This window comes from Streptococcus sp. 1559, from assembly GCF_013276735.1.
Lineage (GTDB): Bacteria > Bacillota > Bacilli > Lactobacillales > Streptococcaceae > Streptococcus > Streptococcus pseudopneumoniae.
The window spans coordinates 1-17,592 of sequence record NZ_VMLO01000058.1; the positions used below are offsets into that span (position 1 = coordinate 1).

The following is a 17,592-nucleotide window of genomic DNA, read 5'->3' on the forward strand; positions in this document are numbered from 1 at the left end:
TAGTTTTGCAGGAAGTCTAATAAATATAAACCGTAAATATGCCTGCCTGCTTTTGCTATCATGGTTTGGCTACCTATCCCAAGTTCGGATAAAAATACTTTCAAGTATTTATTCAATCCATAATTTGTAGAAAGTTTATACCTTCTATCACAAGAGACCAAATCATATTTCTTTAATTCTTCACGATTATAAAGAACCTTATCTTGTTCCTCTTTCAATGCATCCAATACAGATATTAAATCTTCATCAATAATAATTTCTCTTATGGAAGTATTCGTTTTTTGAGGAATAAAATTTGTCGATTTCTAGCAAATCTTCCATACGTTTTTAGAGTTTCTCTTTCATTTTCTATTTTATAATTCACCTTCTAATTCTCTTATAATCGAGTGTAAAGATTCTTTCGTTTTGGGAACAGATTCCTTCAATATACCCTCTATAATTTTAAAATTTAAGTTAGAATAATTATGATAAATAAAATTTCTAAAACCTTTTATCTGAGTCCAGTTTATCCTATCTGAATACTTCTGTTTTACTTCCTCTGATAATTTGCCTAACGATAACTGTTCTCCTACCTGTCCTAAATTCATAGCGATAGAATCAACTACCATATCATCATCTAAAGGTAAATTATATCTTCTTGCTTTATACAAAACAGCATCGGCCTTATCAAGATATAAAACCATATCCTTCAAATATGCTATATCAGTTTCAAGAGATTGACTTCTCATAAATAACCTCTCTATCATTCAAAAAATTTTTCTTGACTAACTTCCCAATGTTTGTTTTTGGAGAAAGTAAATCACTAACCAATAGAATATCTATATTACCATCAAAAATAGTCAAAAGTCTACCATATACATCAAAATATATAGAATCATCCTCTAACTCCAAAGCAATATCAACATCACTTTTCCCATCAGCTTCGCCCCTAGCATAAGAGCCAAATAGATAAATTTTAGATAAATCATATTGTTTAGCAACAGGAACAATTTTTTCCTTTATCTGATCTATTGTATAAACCATAACCGAACCCCTTTAGATTATATCTATCCACACTTTTATTTCACCTTACTCAGAATCAAGTTTAACTTCAAAAGGAATACTTCTTGTCAACACACTTTGCTTCAAAAATAACTTCACAGCAGTTGACATATCCAACCCCAACTCATTAAAAATCGCAGTCGCTTCTTTTTTCAATTCATCATCTACTCTTACAGCAATTTGTGACATAGCATTTCTCCTTTTCTTCTTGTATATCTATTGTATCACTTTTACCAATACATATCAAACTTATTCCCTAATAAATACAGTCTTTAAATTTAAACTTGCAACTTCTGCTCTAATGCTTGTGCCAAAACTTCTGAATAGTTAATCTTTTCTCGATCAGCAAGACGAACTAGCCATTCAGGAACGGTCACGTTCTTTCTAATCGCCTTGTTACTTCTCACAAAAGGCGCAGGATCAACTTGAATCATTGATACAAAACCATCTGAAACTTCAATCTTTAAAATATCACTTGGAGTAGGCAACGCCATCCCTTCATCGATATAAGAAGCTAAAACATTTTCAAGCATTTCTCGAGCATTTTTCATCGCTTCTTCGATATTTTTTCCTTCTGTACCACCACCAAATTCTGGAAATTCTACCCAATATCCTGTTCCTTCTTTATGAAAAATAGCTGGATACGTTTTTAACATTCTACTACCCCCAACATTCTACTACCTCTGATGTAAAAAGACTTAGGAAAGTAAAAATTACAATCCTAAATCTTTGAGAATCTTTCTCTCCAATCCCTTTCCCAAATCTTCATTTCCATGAACTGGAATCGTGACAAGATAAGAAAAACCCTCTTTCTTAAAATGATGATGACTTCCTCTTTGACGAACTTCAACCCATCCATTCTCAAGAGCTAGTTTCACCATTTCTTTACCTGTAAGTGGCATATATATTCGTTACCTCCTTACACTTACTATTATACGCATTATGTGTATAATAGTCAAATTAAAACAAACCACTTTTTCTCAATAACTACAAAATAAAATAGACCAGCTTCCTGATCTACTTTATTCTATATTCATTGACTTTTGGTCAAATTTTGGTCACACTTTGGTCAAAGATTCCAAAAATACTAACCTATTTTAAAAAACTAAATTGTGATGATTGCCTACAAATAAACACTTTGAATATTCTTTATGTTTCTTTACGCTTCTTATTATGCCCCCTGCAGGAATCGAACCTGCAACTACTCCTTAGGAGGGAGTTGTTATATCCATTGAACTAAGGGAGCTAGATAAAAACTCTGCTGAAAAAGCAGAGTTTTAGTCGAATTAACGACGGATTTCTTTGATACGAGCTGCCTTACCTTGAAGAGCACGCAAGTAGTACAATTTCGCACGACGTACTTTACCGTAACGAACAACTTCGATTTTTTCAACACGTGGAGTGTGGATGGGGAAGATACGCTCAACACCTACACCGTTAGAGATTTTACGAACTGTGTAGTTTTCTGAGATACCAGCACCTTTACGTGCGATAACAACACCTTCAAAAATCTGGATACGTTCACGGTTACCTTCGACAACTTTCGCGTGTACACGAACAGTGTCACCAGGACGGAATGATGGGATATCTGTACGAAGTTGACCTTCAGTCAAGCTTTGGATTAATGGATTCATTTTATTCTCCTATCTTTGTCAATCTTGAAGAATCTTCCTCAGCGGATAAACTGTATTTTTGTGCGTCCATTACACACAAGATACAGTTTACCAAATTTCCACAAAAAAGTAAAGAAATTTATAGCAGAATTCCTAAAAAAATCGCAATCAAACCACCGAGGTAGGTCAAAGCTAAATAAGAATAAAATCCCTTCCTATCACTTAACAATCTTTGGAGTTCGTCATTCAAGGTCGAAAAAGTTGTCAAACCTCCACAAAATCCTGTTGCTAAAATAGCATAGACTTCCTTAGACTCCACATGATTGTAGAATAATCCAATTAAAAAACAACCTAGAAGATTGACTATGAGCGTTCCGAGGGGCAATTTAGAAGTTTGATTATAGCGGGAAAAGAAATAGCGCACTAAAGCTCCGAAACCACAAGCAATTGCAAGATAGACCATTACCATTTCTTCCTCCCTAGAAAATAAGCTAAGAGTAGGCCTCCACCGATGCTCAAAAGCAAATACAGGACTAAACTAAGATAACGCCCTGTATCAAGCAGCTTCACAGTATCAAGCATTAGGCTGGAAAAAGTTGTTAAACCTCCACAAAAGCCCGTCCCTAGTGCTAAAATCAAGCCCTTACTAGTCCCCTTATAGACCAGATATCCCTTGACAAGATAAATCAAGCAGAAAATTCCCAGATAGTTGACAAAGAGAGTGCCCCAAGGAAAGTCTGGACTGGCTGATAACCAAGTAGAAACAAGGTAGCGCACAAGTCCGCCCAACATAGCAGCTATAAAAATGCCTAGCGGATAAAATTGTTCTTTTTTCATTTGATATTCTGATTCTGATAATCACGCGAACGTTTGAGTATGTCCGAAAAAGTCGCGACAATAGTTTCCTGATAGCGCTTATCTCCTACACGACTTCTAACCTTTTCAAAAATAACCGCTTCTCTCTTGGTATCTAAAATCGGTTTACCTGAAGCTTTCTTATAGGCAACTACACCCTCAACCAAATGCATTCGTTCTTCTAAGAGCTTGACGATTTGGTCGTCGATTTGATCAATTTCTTGACGAATACTATCTAAATCCATACAGTCTCCTCCTTTATTTGAATTATTGTATCAAAAAGCCACCAAATAGGCTAGTAAAATCCTAACTCACGATAAGAAAAATGCACTGATTGATTACATCAGCGCACTTTTATACTTATCCTACTTTAGCAGCCAATTCTTCTGCGAATTGTTCCAAGCGCTCAATGTCTTCTTCCTCAGCAGAGAGATCAACTTTAACACATTCTGAACCTTTTTCTGCTCCTGTCGAAACAAAAACACGATCAAAGTCATCAACAGCCTTACAGAATTCATCGTAGAAGGTATCTCCTGAACCAACCACTCCGTAGATTTTGCCATTCAAGTTGAGATCTGCTAGGTCTTCGTAGAAGTCCATCATCTCATCTGGCAATTCACCATCACCATAAGTATAGGTCGCAACGATAGCGATGTCAGCTTCCAAGAAGTCTGAAGCGTCAACAGTTGTACATTCATCAACATCGACATCCAAGCCCAAGTCACGTAATTTGTCTGCTACAATATCTGCAATTTCTTCGGTATTACCGGTCATACTGGCAAATACAATTTTTGCTAATACCATATCGTCCTCCTCAATTTATCTTTCTCCATTATATCACATCTTTTTCATTTTAAAAATAAAAATTCTTGTGCTACAATGAAATGAGAAAGAATTGAGGTTATTTATGGAAATTTGCCATCAAATTTTAGAAAAAATCAAAGAATACGACACGATTATCATTCATCGTCATATGAAACCAGACCCTGATGCCTTGGGAAGTCAAGTGGGCTTGAAAGCCTTGCTGGAATATCATTTCCCTGAAAAAAACATCAAAGCCGTAGGTTATGATGAACCGACTCTTACTTGGATGGCTGAGATGGATCTTGTTGAAGATAGTGCCTACCAGAGCGCACTTGTCATCGTCTGTGATACGGCGAATACTGCTCGTATCGATGATAAGCGCTATAGTCAAGGTGATTTTCTCATTAAGATTGACCACCATCCAAATGATGATGTATACGGTAACCTATCTTGGGTAGATACTAGTTCAAGTAGCGCTAGCGAGATGATTACCCTATTTGCCCAAACAACCCAACTGGCCTTGTCAGATCGAGCTGCTGAGTTGCTCTTTGCAGGAATTGTTGGTGATACAGGTCGCTTCCTCTACCCTTCTACCACTGCACGGACTCTTCGTCTGGCTGCCTATCTAAGAGAACAGAACTTTGACTTTGCGGCTCTCACTCGCAAAATGGACACTATGAGTTACAAAATTGCTAAACTTCAAGGCTACATCTACGACCATCTGGAAGTGGATGAAAATGGTGCAGCGCGAGTTATCCTGAGTCAAGAAGTCTTGAAACAATTTAATGTTACCGATGCTGAAACTGCAGCCATTGTCGGTGCACCTGGACGCATTGATAGTGTTAGTCTCTGGGGAATTTTTGTGGAGCAGGCTGTTGGCCACTACCGCGTTCGCTTACGCAGTAAAATTCATCCTATCAATGAAATTGCCAAAGAACATGATGGTGGAGGCCATCCTCTAGCAAGCGGTGCCAATTCCTATAGCCTAGAGGAAAACGAAATCATCTACCAAAAGTTAAAAAACTTGCTTAAAAACTGATAAAATACTTGCCAAACTTTTCAGAATCTGATAGACTAGTATAGTAACAATCTATGGCTCGCAAAGAGACCATGGCAGAAAGGAAATATTGCAAAATGAAAAAAGATATCCATCCAGAATATCGCCCAGTTGTCTTCATGGACACAACTACTGGTTACCAATTCCTTAGCGGTTCAACAAAACGCTCTAACGAAACAGTTGAGTTCGAAGGCGAAACTTACCCATTAATCCGTGTGGAAATTTCATCAGACTCACACCCATTCTACACTGGACGTCAAAAGTTCACTCAAGCAGATGGACGCGTGGATCGTTTCAACAAAAAATACGGTCTCAAATAATGAGAAAAAGACAGCTTCGGCTGTTCTTTTTTGTTTCTTGAAATCAACTGCTGTTTTCATGTTCCAAACTAAAAAAACTTTACACTCTCGATAGTTTCTAGAGTACAAAGTTTTCTCTTGCCTAAAAAATATAAAAGATATATACTAGCTATATATAGCATAGATTGGAGATATACCATGACGACATCACTTACTAAGCAATACAATTTTAAAATCAATGAGTCATCAATGGAACAAGCTAGAGCTATCATCAAGGAAAAAGGAATGACTATGACGGATGCTATTAGTCTTTTTATCGAGCAGATTGTTCTCGAACAGGATTTACCAATAAAAACTGCAGAAGATATACATCGTGAGCGATTGATTCAGGAACTACAAGCCCAATCTGAACGCTCCTTAAGAGAATACGAATCCGGACAAGGAACTTCCCTAGACAATATGAGGCTACGATATGGCTTATAAAGTGAGTCTTTCTACTGAAGTGAGTCAGGCAATTGACAATATCCATGACTACATTACTACTGTTCTTTTATCACCTCAGTCTGCTAAGAATACTGTAGCCAGAATTTTAGACGGCTTAAAAAGTTTAGAAACTTTTCCTGAAGCTGGCTTTGATGCAGATGAAAAAATCGAACTAAAAATCAACAGTAAGTACCCTACGCGAGGAAAAATTATCGGTCAGTATATCTTGCTTTACTTTATCGACCAGACTCAAAGAACTGTTTTTCTTTCCCACTTATTTCACACCAAAAGTGACTATCTTACCTTGCTCCAAAGCAAAAATAACAAAAACTCAAAATCATCATTTTAATGTCCACCACTCTCTTAATAACCTTGTACTTATAAGGAACACAGTCTTCATTTTAACTAAAAAATAAAAAAACTTTGCACTCTAGCTAGCCACGCGATGGCTTCCAGAGTACAAAGTTTTTTATTAGACAAGGTTTAGTCTTCCTTATCTTGATTTTCAGCTCCTTTAACTGCTTTTTTAAATTCAGATAGCATTTTACCGATTGACTCGCCTAGTTCAGGCAATCGTTTTGGTCCAAATATCAAGAGAGCTCCTAAAACGATGATAATCAATCCTGGTGCTCCAATATCACGTAAGATTCCCATTCCTCTCTCCTTTCTGCTTGCGTTTCATAATGTGTTTGCTAATAGCAATACTTAATTCATAGAGTAATATCAAGGGGGCAGTCATTGCCAAATCGCTGACAAAGTCAGCTGGTGTTAAGATGACTGCGAGTACCAATAAGATAAAATAGGCATATCGGCGATAAGCAGTCAATAATTCTGGTCCAATGAGTCCAATCGACGTCAAAAAGGCAATGATAACTGGCAATTCAAAAATCAGAGCCAAAGGCAAGGTCGTTTGAAAAACAAAAGACAGATAATTTTGGGCGGTTAACTGCGTTTCAAATAGACCTTCTCCCAACCCTAATAAAACCTGAAGTAAGGCCGGTGTTACAAAGTAAAAACCAAAAGCCAGTCCAACTAGAAAACAAAGGAAACTAGCTGGAATATAGGCAAAGACAGCTCTAGCTTCTTCCTTCTTTAAACCGGGTTTAATGAAAGACCAAATATGATACACCGTGTAAGGCAAGGTGATAGTAAAGGCCATCAGACTAGCCAAACGTATGTAAATCCATAAAATATCATTAGGCCCTAAAACAATCAACTTTTGCTGAAAAGATTGGGTCACATACTGGTAAATCTGGTCTGCAAACAGCAGAGAAACAGAGAATACCAAAAAGAAACAAATGACTACTGCCAATAGTCTCTTTCTAAATTCTACCAGATGTTCAACGATTGTCAATTCTTTTCTATCCATTTATTTTTCACCCTGTCTAAAAGTGACAATCAAGACAATAATAACAAAGACTAGCTGGCTAACCAAGCCTTCCCAACTTGGATAAATTCCAAGCAAGTCGATCGTTGGAAAGCCTGTCACTAAGTGATTTGGTGCCATATTGGTCAACTGAAGAGCATGGATACTAACCCCCAGCATCTTGAAGGCTAGGGCATAAATCATCCAAGTCAGGATAAAGAAGACCTTATGTGGCAGGAAGAATTGACTGGCCTTGTTCATCACAAGGGCAATAATTACCAGAACCAGCAAGGCAAGTGAAATTCCCAAGACAAATTCAAAACTGGAAATTCTTGGTAAAATCCCAACATAAAAGAGAATGGTTTCTGCTCCCTCACGGAAAACAGCTAGAAAACTGAGGGCAAACATGGAAATAAAGGAGCCTGTTTTGGTCACTGTTTCCATTTGTGACTCCATAAAGGTATTCCATTTTTTGACCGAGGATTTGCTGTGGAGCCAGATTCCAATCAAAATCATCATAGCTACCGCAAAAATCCCCACTGCTCCTTCGATGATTTCACGATTGGAGCCTGATGTTACTACTGGAAAGGAAATTTGCAGGATGAAGGCAATAAGGAGACTGGCCATGATTCCAGTGATAGCACCACCATAAACCCACTTGAGCCCTTTTCGCATCTTGGCTGCTTTCAAGGTCGTCACCAAGGCCATGACGATTAAGAGGGCCTCTACTCCTTCTCTTAGAAGAATCAGCATAGCATCAAAGGCATTGTAACGTGCGCTAGTATCAATTTGTGATAAATCTGCAATCAGTTTTTCTAATTTTTCTTGGTATTCCTTCTCACCTCCCTTGACCATAATCACAGGGCTTTCACTTTCCACTCGTGTATAGAGGGAAGGATTGGTCGTGCTAACAGAACCCTCAATCGTTGGCCAGATAGTGATGAATTCCTTCATGCTAGCTGCTCCTGATGCTTGGTCACCAGCTTGGAATTGTTCCAAAGCTTTCTTCAAAAGAGCAATACCATCTTTGAGACTTAAATCAGAAGATGCTTCTGCGACTTCTTTTCCGCTTGCAAAATCATCGATAGCCTTTTTTAAGTCCTCAAAGGAAGTCTGGATGGAGTTAAAATCCGTAGGCTCGGTTTCCATACTACTACGCAAGAAAGAAATAGCTGTTTCAACACGTCCATAATGGGCCGTACTATTGTCACGAACCACACTTTCATTGATAGTCCAAGTGGAATTCATTTTCTTAAAAGCTTCTCGTACCTTTTCCAAATCTTTGGAGGCAATGGCCTGCTCTAAGGCTTCAAAACAAGGACTTAGACGGTTTACCAATTTTTCTTTTTCCGCATCTAGGTCAACAGGATTTTGTTCTTTTTCAAAGGCTAATAGGGCTGCAGAAATTTCGGTGAGTTTGTCTTCAGTAATCTCGCCTGACTGAGCTAACTTTTCCTTAACGACTTTACCAGCCTCAGAATTGCTATCTTCTACTCTTTCAAAGTCTGATGCCATCTCTTGAACAAGTTTCTGGGCCTCAGACTGATTCCCATTTTTCACTGCTTTAGAAGCATCTGTGATTTTCACAAAGTAAGAACTCAAGCTTTCTTGGGCACCTACTGGGGAAAGAATTAAAAATGACAAAGCTAAAACTAGTAACCAGCTTCTAGCCTTCCAATAATTTCTGACCAATGTAGCCTCCTTTCTCCACACCACCAAAGCAAGCAAAGAGTCCACTACCGATGTGAGTGATATATTCATTCATCTTATCAGTAGCACCTAGATTGGTTTGAACCTTGACAAAGTTATCAGGATCCTTCTGGAAAGAAATGAAAAGCAATCCTGTATCAAACTGGCCAGTTTTTTCATCAATTCCATCAGAGTAAGAATAAGAACGTCGCAAAAGGGGCTTGTCTACTTCCTTAGCTAAACGAACATGCGAATCATCAGGTAAGAGACTCAAATCCACTTCATCAAACTCATTCTTCTTACCAAAGGGAGCACCACTTTCCTTGTAACGACCAAAAGTATTTTCTTGTTCTTCAAGACTAGTGCGATCCCAAGTCTCTAAAAACATCTGAATCCGACGAACTGCCATATATGAACCATTTTCCATCCAATCCTTACTATCAGCCCAGATAACGCGGTCAAAGTCTTGCTCCTTGGTTGGATTTGCTGTTCCATCTTTAAAACCAAAGAGGTTACGCGGAGTCTCCATTCGATCCCCGATAGCTGCAAAACCAGACTGACTCCAACGAAGGGTCACGGCATTTCTCCCCTTACGGATGAGATTGCGAATAGCGTGAAAGGCAACCTGCTCATCATCTGCACAGGCCTGGATGACAATATCTCCACCAGTATATTTTTCACGCAATTGCTCTTTAGGAAAAGGCGGTAAATCCCTGAAAACTTGAGGACGCTTGTTTTCCAAGTTCATCTTTTTCAAGAAACTCGCAGACACACCAAAAGTCAGCGTCAAACGATGAGGGTTGAGCCCGACTGTCTCACCAGTATCACTCGGAGGCAAGAGAGCATTCTGGCCATCTTTTTTGACCAATTCCCCCTCAACCAACTTGGCACTATAATCCGTCCAATCCTTGAATAGCTGGATAATCTTATCTCTATCCGTCGTATGCAGGTCCAAGACAACAAAATAGATATTCTTTTGCATGGGCGTACTAATCCCAGCTTGATGCTTGCCATAAAAAGCAATTTTTTCATTTCCGTACGAGATTTTTTCCTGACTTCCTAGCTTAGGTGCGAAAAAAGCAGAAGCACCAGAGAGTCCTAGCGCTAAACCAGCCCCTCCAATCCCTGCTTTTTTTAGAAATTCTCGACGGTCCATTTTCTTCTCAAAAAACTTTTCGTCTTTTTCAGTCATGACTCTTATTCTCCACTAAGAAATTTACCCATTTGTGATAGAGGCTCACCAAGTTTTGTCACAGCTTCTGACAATTCTTTGGTATCTTCTGTTGTCAAATCTGTATAGAGCTTGTAGTGTTCCTTGTCGGTCATGTGTTTGTCCAACAAATCATTGACAGACTTGAAGTCCGCTTCCAATTCTTTAACTAGGTTAGCGTCTGATTTTTCAAGCAAAGGTTTAAAGAGTTGGAAAATCTTCTCAGCTCCCTCGATATTGGCACGGAAGTCATACAAGTCTGTATGAGAATAAATTTCCTCTTCCCCTGTAATCTTACTTGTTGCAACTTCGTTAAGCAAGTCGACTGCCCCAGTCAGCATAACCTTGTAGTCCACATCAACAGTTGCAATCTTGGCTTTCAATTCCTTGATATCATTGACCAACTGATCACCATAGCTTTCAGTTCCTTTAGTTGTATTGTCTTCCCAAAGGATACGCTCAATACGGTGGAAACCTGACCATCCCTCTTCTGTCTTGTTTTCGTCCATGTAGTCTGCCAAACGGAAGTCAATCTTGACATCTGACTCACCAAAACTCTCGGCAATCGGTTCTGAACGCTCATAAGACATACGAATCAGTGGATAGACCTTCTTAGCTTCTTCTAACTTACCTTCTTTCAACAGTTTGACAAAGCCTTCTGTATCTGTCAACAGTTTATCGATTTGGTCTTGCACAAAAGTCTTATAGTCAGCAGTAGCCTTATCAAGCATTTTTTGCTTGTCTTCAGACAAGGCTGTCACCTTGGACGAATCGGTTGTCTCGGTTGATTTTTCAAAACGGACTGCACAAGCTGTCAATAGCAAGGCTGAAGATAAAAGGACAAAACCTAGTTTTTTCATTGTATACTCCTATCGGTTCAGGAAACCTGAATTCATCTTACGTTTCATTATACTATGTTTTTTCTAATCTGTCAATAAATTTTCAGACAATTTAATGTTATGTTTTCTCAATCTACCAGACTTAATACGACTTTGTAACTTGTAATCTTGTAAACGATACATGGTCGGAACATAAAAGAAATCACCACTTTTATGTAACTTAATCGCAACTTAATCGCAACAAGAACATTATTATCAAATCTTTTTACATATTCAAAACTGGCGTCTTTCTCTCGTGGATTGATGCCGACGAAATCTGGGTTCCTTAGTATGAGTTCCAGGTCTTCAATATGATGAATCACATCATTGTGATGGCCTTTTATCATATGACTTCTCAAACCGTCTTTGTTGACCTTTATGTCGCTCGCTTCAAGAACAATATCAAAAATTTCTTTTACTTCATCGGTAATCTGACCGATTTTTTTCATGATCCATAATTTCCTCCGTTATTCCACAACTATTATATCACAATCATAGTGTATATCAGGATATATCAAACTCTATTATTCGTTAGATACTCAATTTTAACTTTTCCCTTTTCCTCAAAATAATAGTATAATAGAGGTAGAATTTAGAATCGAGGTACACCTATGGCTGTAAAATTTACAAAACGAGACGACTTGGACAAGATGTTTGAAGAGTTTGCTAAACTCCCAGATTTGAAACAAGTCACTTTCCCTGATGACAAAGAGAAAAAAGCCAAAGCAGAAAAGAAAAACTAGATGACTGCTTTTCAACAACTCCCATCTAGTGTACTTCAAACTGGAGCCATTTTCCTCTCCATTATCATTGAAGCCCTTCCCTTCGTTCTGATAGGAAGCATTGTCTCAGGGCTGATTGAGGTCTATATCACACCTGACAGGGTTTATCATTTTCTCCCTCGAAATCGTTGGGGGAGAATCTTTTTTGGCACCTTCGTTGGTATACTTTTCCCTTCTTGTGAATGTGGAATCGTCCCCATTATCAATCGTTTTCTGGAAAAAAAGGTTCCCAGTTACACGGCCGTTCCCTTTCTTGTGACAGCACCTGTTATCAATCCCATTGTTCTTTTTGCGACCTATTCTGCCTTTGGCAACTCCTTCCATGTCGCCCTATTACGAGCTCTGGGTTCCATTCTTGTGGCTGTAATACTAGGAATTTTTCTAGGATTTTTCTGGCAAGAACCGATTCAGAAAGAAAATCGTCTGACTTGTCATGAGCATGATTTTTCTTACTTGAGTTCTGCAAAAAAAGTTTTTCAAGTCTTTGTGCAGGCCATTGATGAATTTTTTGATACGGGGCGTTATTTGGTATTTGGCTGCCTCTTTGCTTCTATAATACAGGTCTACGTTCCGACTCGGATTCTGACCTCTATCAGTGCGACCCCTCTTTTTGCCATCCTGCTCTTGATGATTTTATCCTTTCTTCTTTCGCTCTGTAGTGAGGCGGATGCCTTTATAGGTGCTTCTCTTCTCTCGAGTTTCGGTTTGGCTCCAGTTCTGGCCTTTCTCGTCATTGGCCCAATGCTGGATATCAAAAATATTCTCATGATGAAAAATTACTTGAAAGCACGATTTATTAGTCACTTCATTACGATTGTGACTCTGGTCGTTTTAGCCTATTCTCTCTTGATTGGAGTCATCCTATGATTCGATTTTTAGTTTTAGCTGGCTATTTTGAACTGACTATTTACCTCCATCTGTCGGGCAAACTAAACCAGTACATCAACATGCACTATTCCTATCTGGCCTATATCTCCATGGTGCTTTCCTTTATCTTGGCAATTGTTCAATTGTATATCTGGATGAAGCAAATCAAAACCCACAGTCATCTGAACAGCCGATTGGCCAAGATGACGAGTATTTCTCTTCTGGCTATTCCACTTGTCATCGGCTTAACTTTCCCAACTGTTAGCTTGGATTCTCAGACCGTTTCTGCTAAAGGTTATCATTTCCCCCTATCGGAAGGAACGGATCTAGCCATTCAGACAAGTGAAGGGACGACAAGCCAATATTTGAAACCAGACACCAGTTCTTATTTTTCAAAATCAGCCTATGAAAAGGAAATGCGAACGGCGGCGGATAAATACTTGTCCCAGGATAGCATTCAGATCACTAATGAAAACTATATGGAGGTCATGGAGGCTATCTACGACTATCCAGATGAGTTTGAGGGCAAGACAATCCAGTTTACAGGCTTTGTCTATAACGACCCCAGTCATGCCAATAGTCAATTTCTGTTCCGATTCGGCATTATCCACTGTATCGCAGATTCTGGTGTCTATGGATTGCTGACCAAGGGAAATACCCGGCAGTATGAAAACAACACTTGGATTACGGCCAAAGGAAAACTGCTCAATCACTACCATAAAGAACTCAAACAAAATCTCCCAACCTTGGAAATCGACAGCTTTACAAAAGTCGATAAACCAGAAAATCCCTATGTTTATCGAGCTTTTTAAGAAAATCAAGATAAAAACGAACAAGTTCTCTTCTGAATGACAGAAAAGAGCCTGTTCGTTTTTTTTGTTATATGAGAATTAGTGACTTGTAGATTTTCATCTTATACCATTTCAAGCCATACAAGCAACTCAGTGAGAATAAGAGAGCCACTCATTAATCATACTAGCGATTTTTTTGGGTGCTTGAGTATAAAGCTCATGGCCAACGTTTTCTAGAAAAATAGTATCAAAATAATCTGGTAATTCTTTTAGTGTTTCCTCTCTCCATGTAGCTTCATTAGGATAGCGAGGACTAATAAACAAGGTATCTCCCACTTCTCTCTTAAAAGCTTGTATTTTTCTCCGTAAGCGGAGTATCGCTTCTATATTTTCATAATTTATAGCCAACTCATATCTATTATACTCAGAATTCCAGTGATAGGACTGCCTTACGGCTTTCTCCATATTTTCTGACCAATGCTTTGCTTCAGATTTTTCTTTAGAAATAAGAAGAGCTAAGTCCGAAACAATTTGAGATTTGATATAATTTTTAGTTTCCTCTAACTCTGTATCTAAAGGTAAAATCTTATCTAAATCTAGATAGCCACCATCCAAAAGAATCAGTTTCTTCACTTCTTGAAATTCCGATGCGAGATAACGAGCCAAATCTCCTCCAAGAGAATGGCCTATCAGACAGATAGATTCTTCCTCTTCTATCGATTTTTTAAACCATGATTTCAATTCTGTTTCATCTCGAAGATGTTTTTCATATGGATTTAGAAAATAAACCTGAGAATCTAGTTCTTGAAGAAGATCCTTGCTATGATAGACATTACTTCCCAAACCACCAATAAAATATTTTTTCATTCTCTACTTAATACTATGCTTATTCATCTTTTGTTCAAAGATAGTTGTGATAATCTGACGTAATTCTTCTCGTTCTTTTTCTGGAATCTCACCACTTGTTTGAGCTGCAGCGTAAAGCTCAGGGTGTTCGATTGAAATGCGTTTAATCGTACGTGTCGTAGCATGTTTTCTGACGAAAAATGGGATTCGCTTAATCAAGTCTTGTGGGACAAGCGCAAGAATCTTCTCAGCAGTTTCCTTGTCACTAATCTTAGACGTCGTCAGCCCATTCTTAATCATTTCCTGTTCTTTTTCTGTAAAATCTTTTAATTCCATCTGATTGATCCTCCTATTTTCTCTACCTTAAATTATATATCAATCTGGATAAAACTACAAATGGACTGTCTGGAAATAGGTGCAATACTAAAAAGAAGACGCTGTTTTTACTTCTTAATCTTCCTCCTCAGTCACTTCCCATACTTCTGATTGATAGCCTTCCCCATCAATATCGTATCTTTGAATATAACCTATAAATCTTTCATTTTTTCCTGGTTTTCGACTGTTAATTATCGTACTCACCCATATACCTATCAAGAATAAACATAAAATGCCTAATACTATATCCATGTTAGATTACCTCTAGATATTAACCCACTTATCATTATCCATGATAAAAGGCTGAGCCAGTCCCTCGCCTGTATAATCCGCATACTTGGTGCCTAAATACTTGTAACAATCTTCCTTGCTGGCAAATTTAATCGCTTGGTAGGGCTCTTCGAAAGTCAATTTCTCTACAAATAAGAAACCGTCATCAGCCGGTACTAAGACTCCAACGTGGCCTACAAACAGATACTCACCATCCAGATTGTCGTGCAAGACTACAGATAGCATTCGAGCTTTGTCGTTGAATTGAAATTGGGAGAAGAATGTTTCCATCTTTTCAGCGTGAACCTTGACATCCGTCGTTGCCTCAGTTGGAACTCTAGAAAATAGAATATCAAACTCTTCCTTATCTTGTGAATCAAAGACCTTCCCCTTATCAATCGCATCGTTATCTAGGAAAAGCAATTGATCATTCTTATCAAGTTTTGGAATGGTGACTGAATTTTTCAAAAGACAATAACTATTGATACGGCAGTTGGTTCCAACAAAATCACCCTTCTTTTGATTCCAGAGATGACTGATTTTTTCAACATCGTATTCTGTGTGAGTAAAGGAAGTGAAATCTCCTGATAAGCCAGTTGAGCCGACAATGGTATTGTAATCATTAACGAGATTAAAAAAGGCATCAACACTATTTGGATCCAAGTGAGCTGATAAGAGAGATTTGACCTCTTCTGTACTTACCTGATTGTTTAGGTTGGTGTATGAAGCTTTCCATGGAACTTTCGTTGAACTACTTTGCCTTTGACTCGTCCCATTCGAAGTTGTAGCATCTTGCTGACAAGCTGCCAAGCCTAAAAACAAAGCTGAACAGATTCCTAATATGGCTAATTTTCTTGATTTCTTCATCTTTTTCTCCTAAATGTCTTGGATTAAAGTTTCTTTAACTACTGATTTACAGATATTGATTACTTTCTCATTTAATATGCTCATCGTCTTTCCCTCCGATTTGTTTTTTTTGTTATTTCCTTAAGCTTGATTTAATTATAATAGGCGTTTCGTGCTCTGTCAACAATTTTTTTACGAAAACACAACAAAGTTTTCATTTTCGTGGATTTCGTGTTATGCTTTACTTATAAAAACAGAAAGCGATTTCATTCGTGGATAAAGAAGAGATTGCAATTGTTACATGCGAAAAATAAAACAATATAGACTAGTAATGGTTGGACTCAATAAGAATTGAGTACCAAGATTGGTATAAGTAAAAACACCCTTGGAAACTATGAAAAAAGGGTTAGGTCTACTAAGAAAAATACTATATTTGACTTAGTTAAAGTATTCAGTAGCTTGATTGATGTCCTCTTTCCTCCAGTTCAAAAGGATTCTCCTAGCGATATCCAATCTATCTACGACCAACGGGCATCACCCAGACAAGGTAAAGGTACTGACCTATGCCGAGAGGCAACTGTATGAGAAGAAAAACGATGATAAACGAAGTATCGCAAAAATCATCAGACTGGACGACTACAGACAGACTACTTACTCTCGTGTTAGGTAGTTTATCTCTGCAGGTAGCCGCTCGATGCAGGACGACAATTTAGATATGGAGTTTCCATTCTATGAGGATGAAATCCCAGACGACTACGACGCAATCGCTTATGTCGTCAGCAAGTCCATGGAGCCAAAGATAAGAAACGGCAACTACCTATTTATCAAGAATCCCCCACAGATTGACTATAATACCATCGTCATCTTCCAAGTAGACGGTGCTAACTAGGTCAAGAAACTTCGCCAAGGCTACCTCAAAAAACTCAATCCCGAATACCCCGACATCTGCCTAGACGAAAGCAACCGTATTCGCACCATCGGAAAAGTTGTCAGGCTGTATAGGGAGAATTAAAAAAGAGGGAGAATGACGATATAAAACAAACAGATTTTAAAAGATTCGAAAAACTTTGAAAAAGTTCATTCTACATTTCAAAAAAGAATAAGTGACCTAAAGCAGATTATATTTTGTTAAACAATAGTGATATGTAAATTTAGAGAAAGGCATTTAAGATCACTTTTCAAAAGGCAAATACTAAACTAGCGAAACCGATAAACCAGCCCCTTAGTTCCCATATTTTCAGGCACACACTCTTTAGTACACTAGCTGAGAAGAATATCCCATTAAAAGCTATAATGGTTAGAGTGGGACACAAAGACGCTAAAACAATAAATAACATCTACACTCACGTAAGTAAAATAATGGAGCAAGCTGCTTTGGAGGTTTTAAATACCATATCATTAAATCGAAAATATATCAGATCGAATCTAGACAAGTAGATTGCGATTGCTAAAACATTTGTAGAAATTCATTTGACTTTTCTAATCAATTTGTGCATATCTTATTTCATACTCAATGAAAA

General features: G+C 38.1%; 28 protein-coding genes, 1 tRNA gene and 2 pseudogenes. 9 read left to right on the plus strand and 22 right to left on the minus strand.

What is annotated here, in order from left to right; translation table 11 throughout:
* The 12 genes and pseudogenes from HT688_RS12185 to HT688_RS07905 form a co-directional block, all read right to left on the minus strand.
* Positions 1-352, minus strand: a pseudogene (locus HT688_RS12185) (site-specific integrase); the annotation flags it as partial.
* 1 nt (position 353) lies between these two features.
* Positions 354-728: a HepT-like ribonuclease domain-containing protein gene (locus HT688_RS07855; protein ID WP_001257560.1), complete on the minus strand. Its 375-nt coding sequence runs from the start codon at positions 726-728 to the stop codon at positions 354-356.
* Positions 709-1,023, minus strand: coding sequence for a nucleotidyltransferase family protein (locus HT688_RS07860; protein WP_000263130.1), 315 nt, complete (start codon positions 1,021-1,023; stop codon positions 709-711). Before HT688_RS07860 ends, HT688_RS07855 begins: the two co-directional genes overlap by 20 nt.
* 45 nt (positions 1,024-1,068) lie before the next feature.
* Positions 1,069-1,230, minus strand: coding sequence for a type II toxin-antitoxin system RelB/DinJ family antitoxin (locus HT688_RS07865; protein WP_000077979.1), 162 nt, complete (start codon positions 1,228-1,230; stop codon positions 1,069-1,071).
* A gap of 89 nt (positions 1,231-1,319) precedes the next feature.
* Positions 1,320-1,697 (minus strand): type II toxin-antitoxin system HicB family antitoxin, encoded by a 378-nt coding sequence (locus HT688_RS07870; protein ID WP_000921491.1) that lies wholly within the window; start codon positions 1,695-1,697, stop codon positions 1,320-1,322.
* A 57-nt stretch (positions 1,698-1,754) separates the two neighbouring features.
* Positions 1,755-1,943 carry a type II toxin-antitoxin system HicA family toxin gene (locus tag HT688_RS07875; RefSeq protein ID WP_001131503.1) on the minus strand — a complete coding sequence of 63 codons (189 nt, stop codon included), beginning with the start codon at positions 1,941-1,943 and terminating at the stop codon, positions 1,755-1,757.
* Between the two features lie 272 nt (positions 1,944-2,215).
* A tRNA-Arg gene (locus HT688_RS07880) sits at positions 2,216-2,287 on the minus strand.
* Between the two features lie 40 nt (positions 2,288-2,327).
* Positions 2,328-2,675: a 50S ribosomal protein L19 gene (gene rplS / locus HT688_RS07885; protein WP_001068669.1), complete on the minus strand. Its 348-nt coding sequence runs from the start codon at positions 2,673-2,675 to the stop codon at positions 2,328-2,330.
* A gap of 118 nt (positions 2,676-2,793) precedes the next feature.
* Positions 2,794-3,123 (minus strand): fluoride efflux transporter CrcB, encoded by a 330-nt coding sequence (crcB, locus tag HT688_RS07890; RefSeq protein WP_054388225.1) that lies wholly within the window; start codon positions 3,121-3,123, stop codon positions 2,794-2,796.
* Positions 3,117-3,491, minus strand: a complete 375-nt coding sequence (gene crcB, locus HT688_RS07895) for a fluoride efflux transporter CrcB (RefSeq protein ID WP_000712082.1) — start codon at positions 3,489-3,491, stop codon at positions 3,117-3,119. The genes crcB (HT688_RS07890) and crcB (HT688_RS07895) overlap by 7 nt, the downstream gene beginning before the upstream one ends.
* A complete protein-coding gene (locus tag HT688_RS07900; protein WP_000362492.1) occupies positions 3,488-3,754 on the minus strand; it encodes a chorismate mutase in 267 nt (88 codons plus the stop codon). The genes crcB (HT688_RS07895) and HT688_RS07900 overlap by 4 nt, the downstream gene beginning before the upstream one ends.
* Before the next feature lie 115 nt (positions 3,755-3,869).
* Positions 3,870-4,313 (minus strand): flavodoxin, encoded by a 444-nt coding sequence (locus tag HT688_RS07905; protein WP_000241950.1) that lies wholly within the window; start codon positions 4,311-4,313, stop codon positions 3,870-3,872.
* A gap of 103 nt (positions 4,314-4,416) precedes the next feature.
* Here HT688_RS07905 and HT688_RS07910 point away from each other — a divergent pair, with 103 nt between their 5' ends.
* The 4 genes from HT688_RS07910 to HT688_RS07925 all read left to right on the plus strand — a co-directional run bounded on the left by HT688_RS07910 (position 4,417) and on the right by HT688_RS07925 (position 6,501).
* Positions 4,417-5,352 carry a DHH family phosphoesterase gene (locus tag HT688_RS07910; protein ID WP_023933605.1) on the plus strand — a complete coding sequence of 312 codons (936 nt, stop codon included), beginning with the start codon at positions 4,417-4,419 and terminating at the stop codon, positions 5,350-5,352.
* A gap of 95 nt (positions 5,353-5,447) precedes the next feature.
* Entirely contained in the window at positions 5,448-5,690 is a 243-nt protein-coding gene (locus tag HT688_RS07915; protein ID WP_000710764.1) for a type B 50S ribosomal protein L31, read from the plus strand.
* 177 nt (positions 5,691-5,867) lie between these two features.
* On the plus strand, positions 5,868-6,152 hold the full coding sequence (gene relB / locus HT688_RS07920) for a type II toxin-antitoxin system RelB/ParD family antitoxin (RefSeq protein ID WP_050208398.1): 285 nt from the start codon (positions 5,868-5,870) through the stop codon (positions 6,150-6,152).
* On the plus strand, positions 6,142-6,501 hold the full coding sequence (locus HT688_RS07925) for a type II toxin-antitoxin system RelE/ParE family toxin (protein WP_055356708.1): 360 nt from the start codon (positions 6,142-6,144) through the stop codon (positions 6,499-6,501). The genes relB and HT688_RS07925 overlap by 11 nt, the downstream gene beginning before the upstream one ends.
* Positions 6,502-6,635: 134 nt before the next feature.
* Here HT688_RS07925 and HT688_RS07930 read toward each other — a convergent pair whose 3' ends face one another.
* The 6 genes from HT688_RS07930 to HT688_RS07955 all read right to left on the minus strand — a co-directional run bounded on the left by HT688_RS07930 (position 6,636) and on the right by HT688_RS07955 (position 11,744).
* The gene (locus HT688_RS07930) at positions 6,636-6,806 is read right to left on the minus strand and encodes a twin-arginine translocase TatA/TatE family subunit (protein ID WP_000512107.1); all 171 of its coding nucleotides are present in this window, start codon (positions 6,804-6,806) and stop codon (positions 6,636-6,638) included.
* Positions 6,790-7,521 (minus strand): twin-arginine translocase subunit TatC, encoded by a 732-nt coding sequence (gene tatC, locus HT688_RS07935; RefSeq protein WP_055356707.1) that lies wholly within the window; start codon positions 7,519-7,521, stop codon positions 6,790-6,792. The genes HT688_RS07930 and tatC overlap by 17 nt, the downstream gene beginning before the upstream one ends.
* Positions 7,522-9,210 (minus strand): FTR1 family protein, encoded by a 1,689-nt coding sequence (locus HT688_RS07940; protein ID WP_000252108.1) that lies wholly within the window; start codon positions 9,208-9,210, stop codon positions 7,522-7,524.
* On the minus strand, positions 9,185-10,399 hold the full coding sequence (efeB, locus tag HT688_RS07945) for an iron uptake transporter deferrochelatase/peroxidase subunit (protein WP_000136411.1): 1,215 nt from the start codon (positions 10,397-10,399) through the stop codon (positions 9,185-9,187). The genes HT688_RS07940 and efeB overlap by 26 nt, the downstream gene beginning before the upstream one ends.
* 5 nt (positions 10,400-10,404) lie before the next feature.
* Entirely contained in the window at positions 10,405-11,277 is an 873-nt protein-coding gene (efeO, locus tag HT688_RS07950) for an iron uptake system protein EfeO (protein WP_000732987.1), read from the minus strand.
* Between the two features lie 107 nt (positions 11,278-11,384).
* Positions 11,385-11,744, minus strand: coding sequence for a PBECR3 domain-containing polyvalent protein (locus tag HT688_RS07955; RefSeq protein WP_007284914.1), 360 nt, complete (start codon positions 11,742-11,744; stop codon positions 11,385-11,387).
* A 162-nt stretch (positions 11,745-11,906) separates the two neighbouring features.
* On the opposite strand from HT688_RS07955, the gene HT688_RS12045 reads away from it, so the two are divergent.
* Genes HT688_RS12045 through HT688_RS07965 form a run of 3 tightly spaced genes read left to right on the plus strand, consistent with a single transcriptional unit; the run spans position 11,907 to position 13,756 of the window.
* Positions 11,907-12,038: an SPJ_0845 family protein gene (locus tag HT688_RS12045; RefSeq protein ID WP_000268685.1), complete on the plus strand. Its 132-nt coding sequence runs from the start codon at positions 11,907-11,909 to the stop codon at positions 12,036-12,038.
* On the plus strand, positions 12,039-12,944 hold the full coding sequence (locus HT688_RS07960) for a permease (protein ID WP_000123628.1): 906 nt from the start codon (positions 12,039-12,041) through the stop codon (positions 12,942-12,944).
* Positions 12,941-13,756, plus strand: a complete 816-nt coding sequence (locus tag HT688_RS07965) for a TIGR03943 family putative permease subunit (protein WP_000617832.1) — start codon at positions 12,941-12,943, stop codon at positions 13,754-13,756. Before HT688_RS07960 ends, HT688_RS07965 begins: the two co-directional genes overlap by 4 nt.
* A gap of 129 nt (positions 13,757-13,885) precedes the next feature.
* On the opposite strand, the gene HT688_RS07970 is transcribed toward HT688_RS07965, so the two are convergent.
* The 4 genes from HT688_RS07970 to HT688_RS07985 form a co-directional block, all read right to left on the minus strand.
* A complete protein-coding gene (locus tag HT688_RS07970) occupies positions 13,886-14,602 on the minus strand; it encodes an alpha/beta hydrolase (protein ID WP_000759787.1) in 717 nt (238 codons plus the stop codon).
* 3 nt (positions 14,603-14,605) lie between these two features.
* Positions 14,606-14,917, minus strand: a complete 312-nt coding sequence (locus HT688_RS07975; RefSeq protein ID WP_000420573.1) for a hypothetical protein — start codon at positions 14,915-14,917, stop codon at positions 14,606-14,608.
* Between the two features lie 114 nt (positions 14,918-15,031).
* On the minus strand, positions 15,032-15,208 hold the full coding sequence (locus HT688_RS07980; protein WP_000355833.1) for a hypothetical protein: 177 nt from the start codon (positions 15,206-15,208) through the stop codon (positions 15,032-15,034).
* A gap of 12 nt (positions 15,209-15,220) precedes the next feature.
* Entirely contained in the window at positions 15,221-16,093 is an 873-nt protein-coding gene (locus HT688_RS07985) for a DUF4300 family protein (protein ID WP_000749591.1), read from the minus strand.
* A gap of 330 nt (positions 16,094-16,423) precedes the next feature.
* Between HT688_RS07985 and HT688_RS12290 the strand changes: the two are divergent.
* Together HT688_RS12290 and HT688_RS07995 are read left to right on the plus strand one after the other, a co-directional pair.
* Positions 16,424-17,084, plus strand: a pseudogene (locus tag HT688_RS12290) (S24 family peptidase).
* A gap of 158 nt (positions 17,085-17,242) precedes the next feature.
* The gene (locus HT688_RS07995) at positions 17,243-17,509 is read left to right on the plus strand and encodes a tyrosine-type recombinase/integrase (protein WP_078929922.1); all 267 of its coding nucleotides are present in this window, start codon (positions 17,243-17,245) and stop codon (positions 17,507-17,509) included.
* The last annotated feature ends 83 nt before the right edge of the window (positions 17,510-17,592 follow it).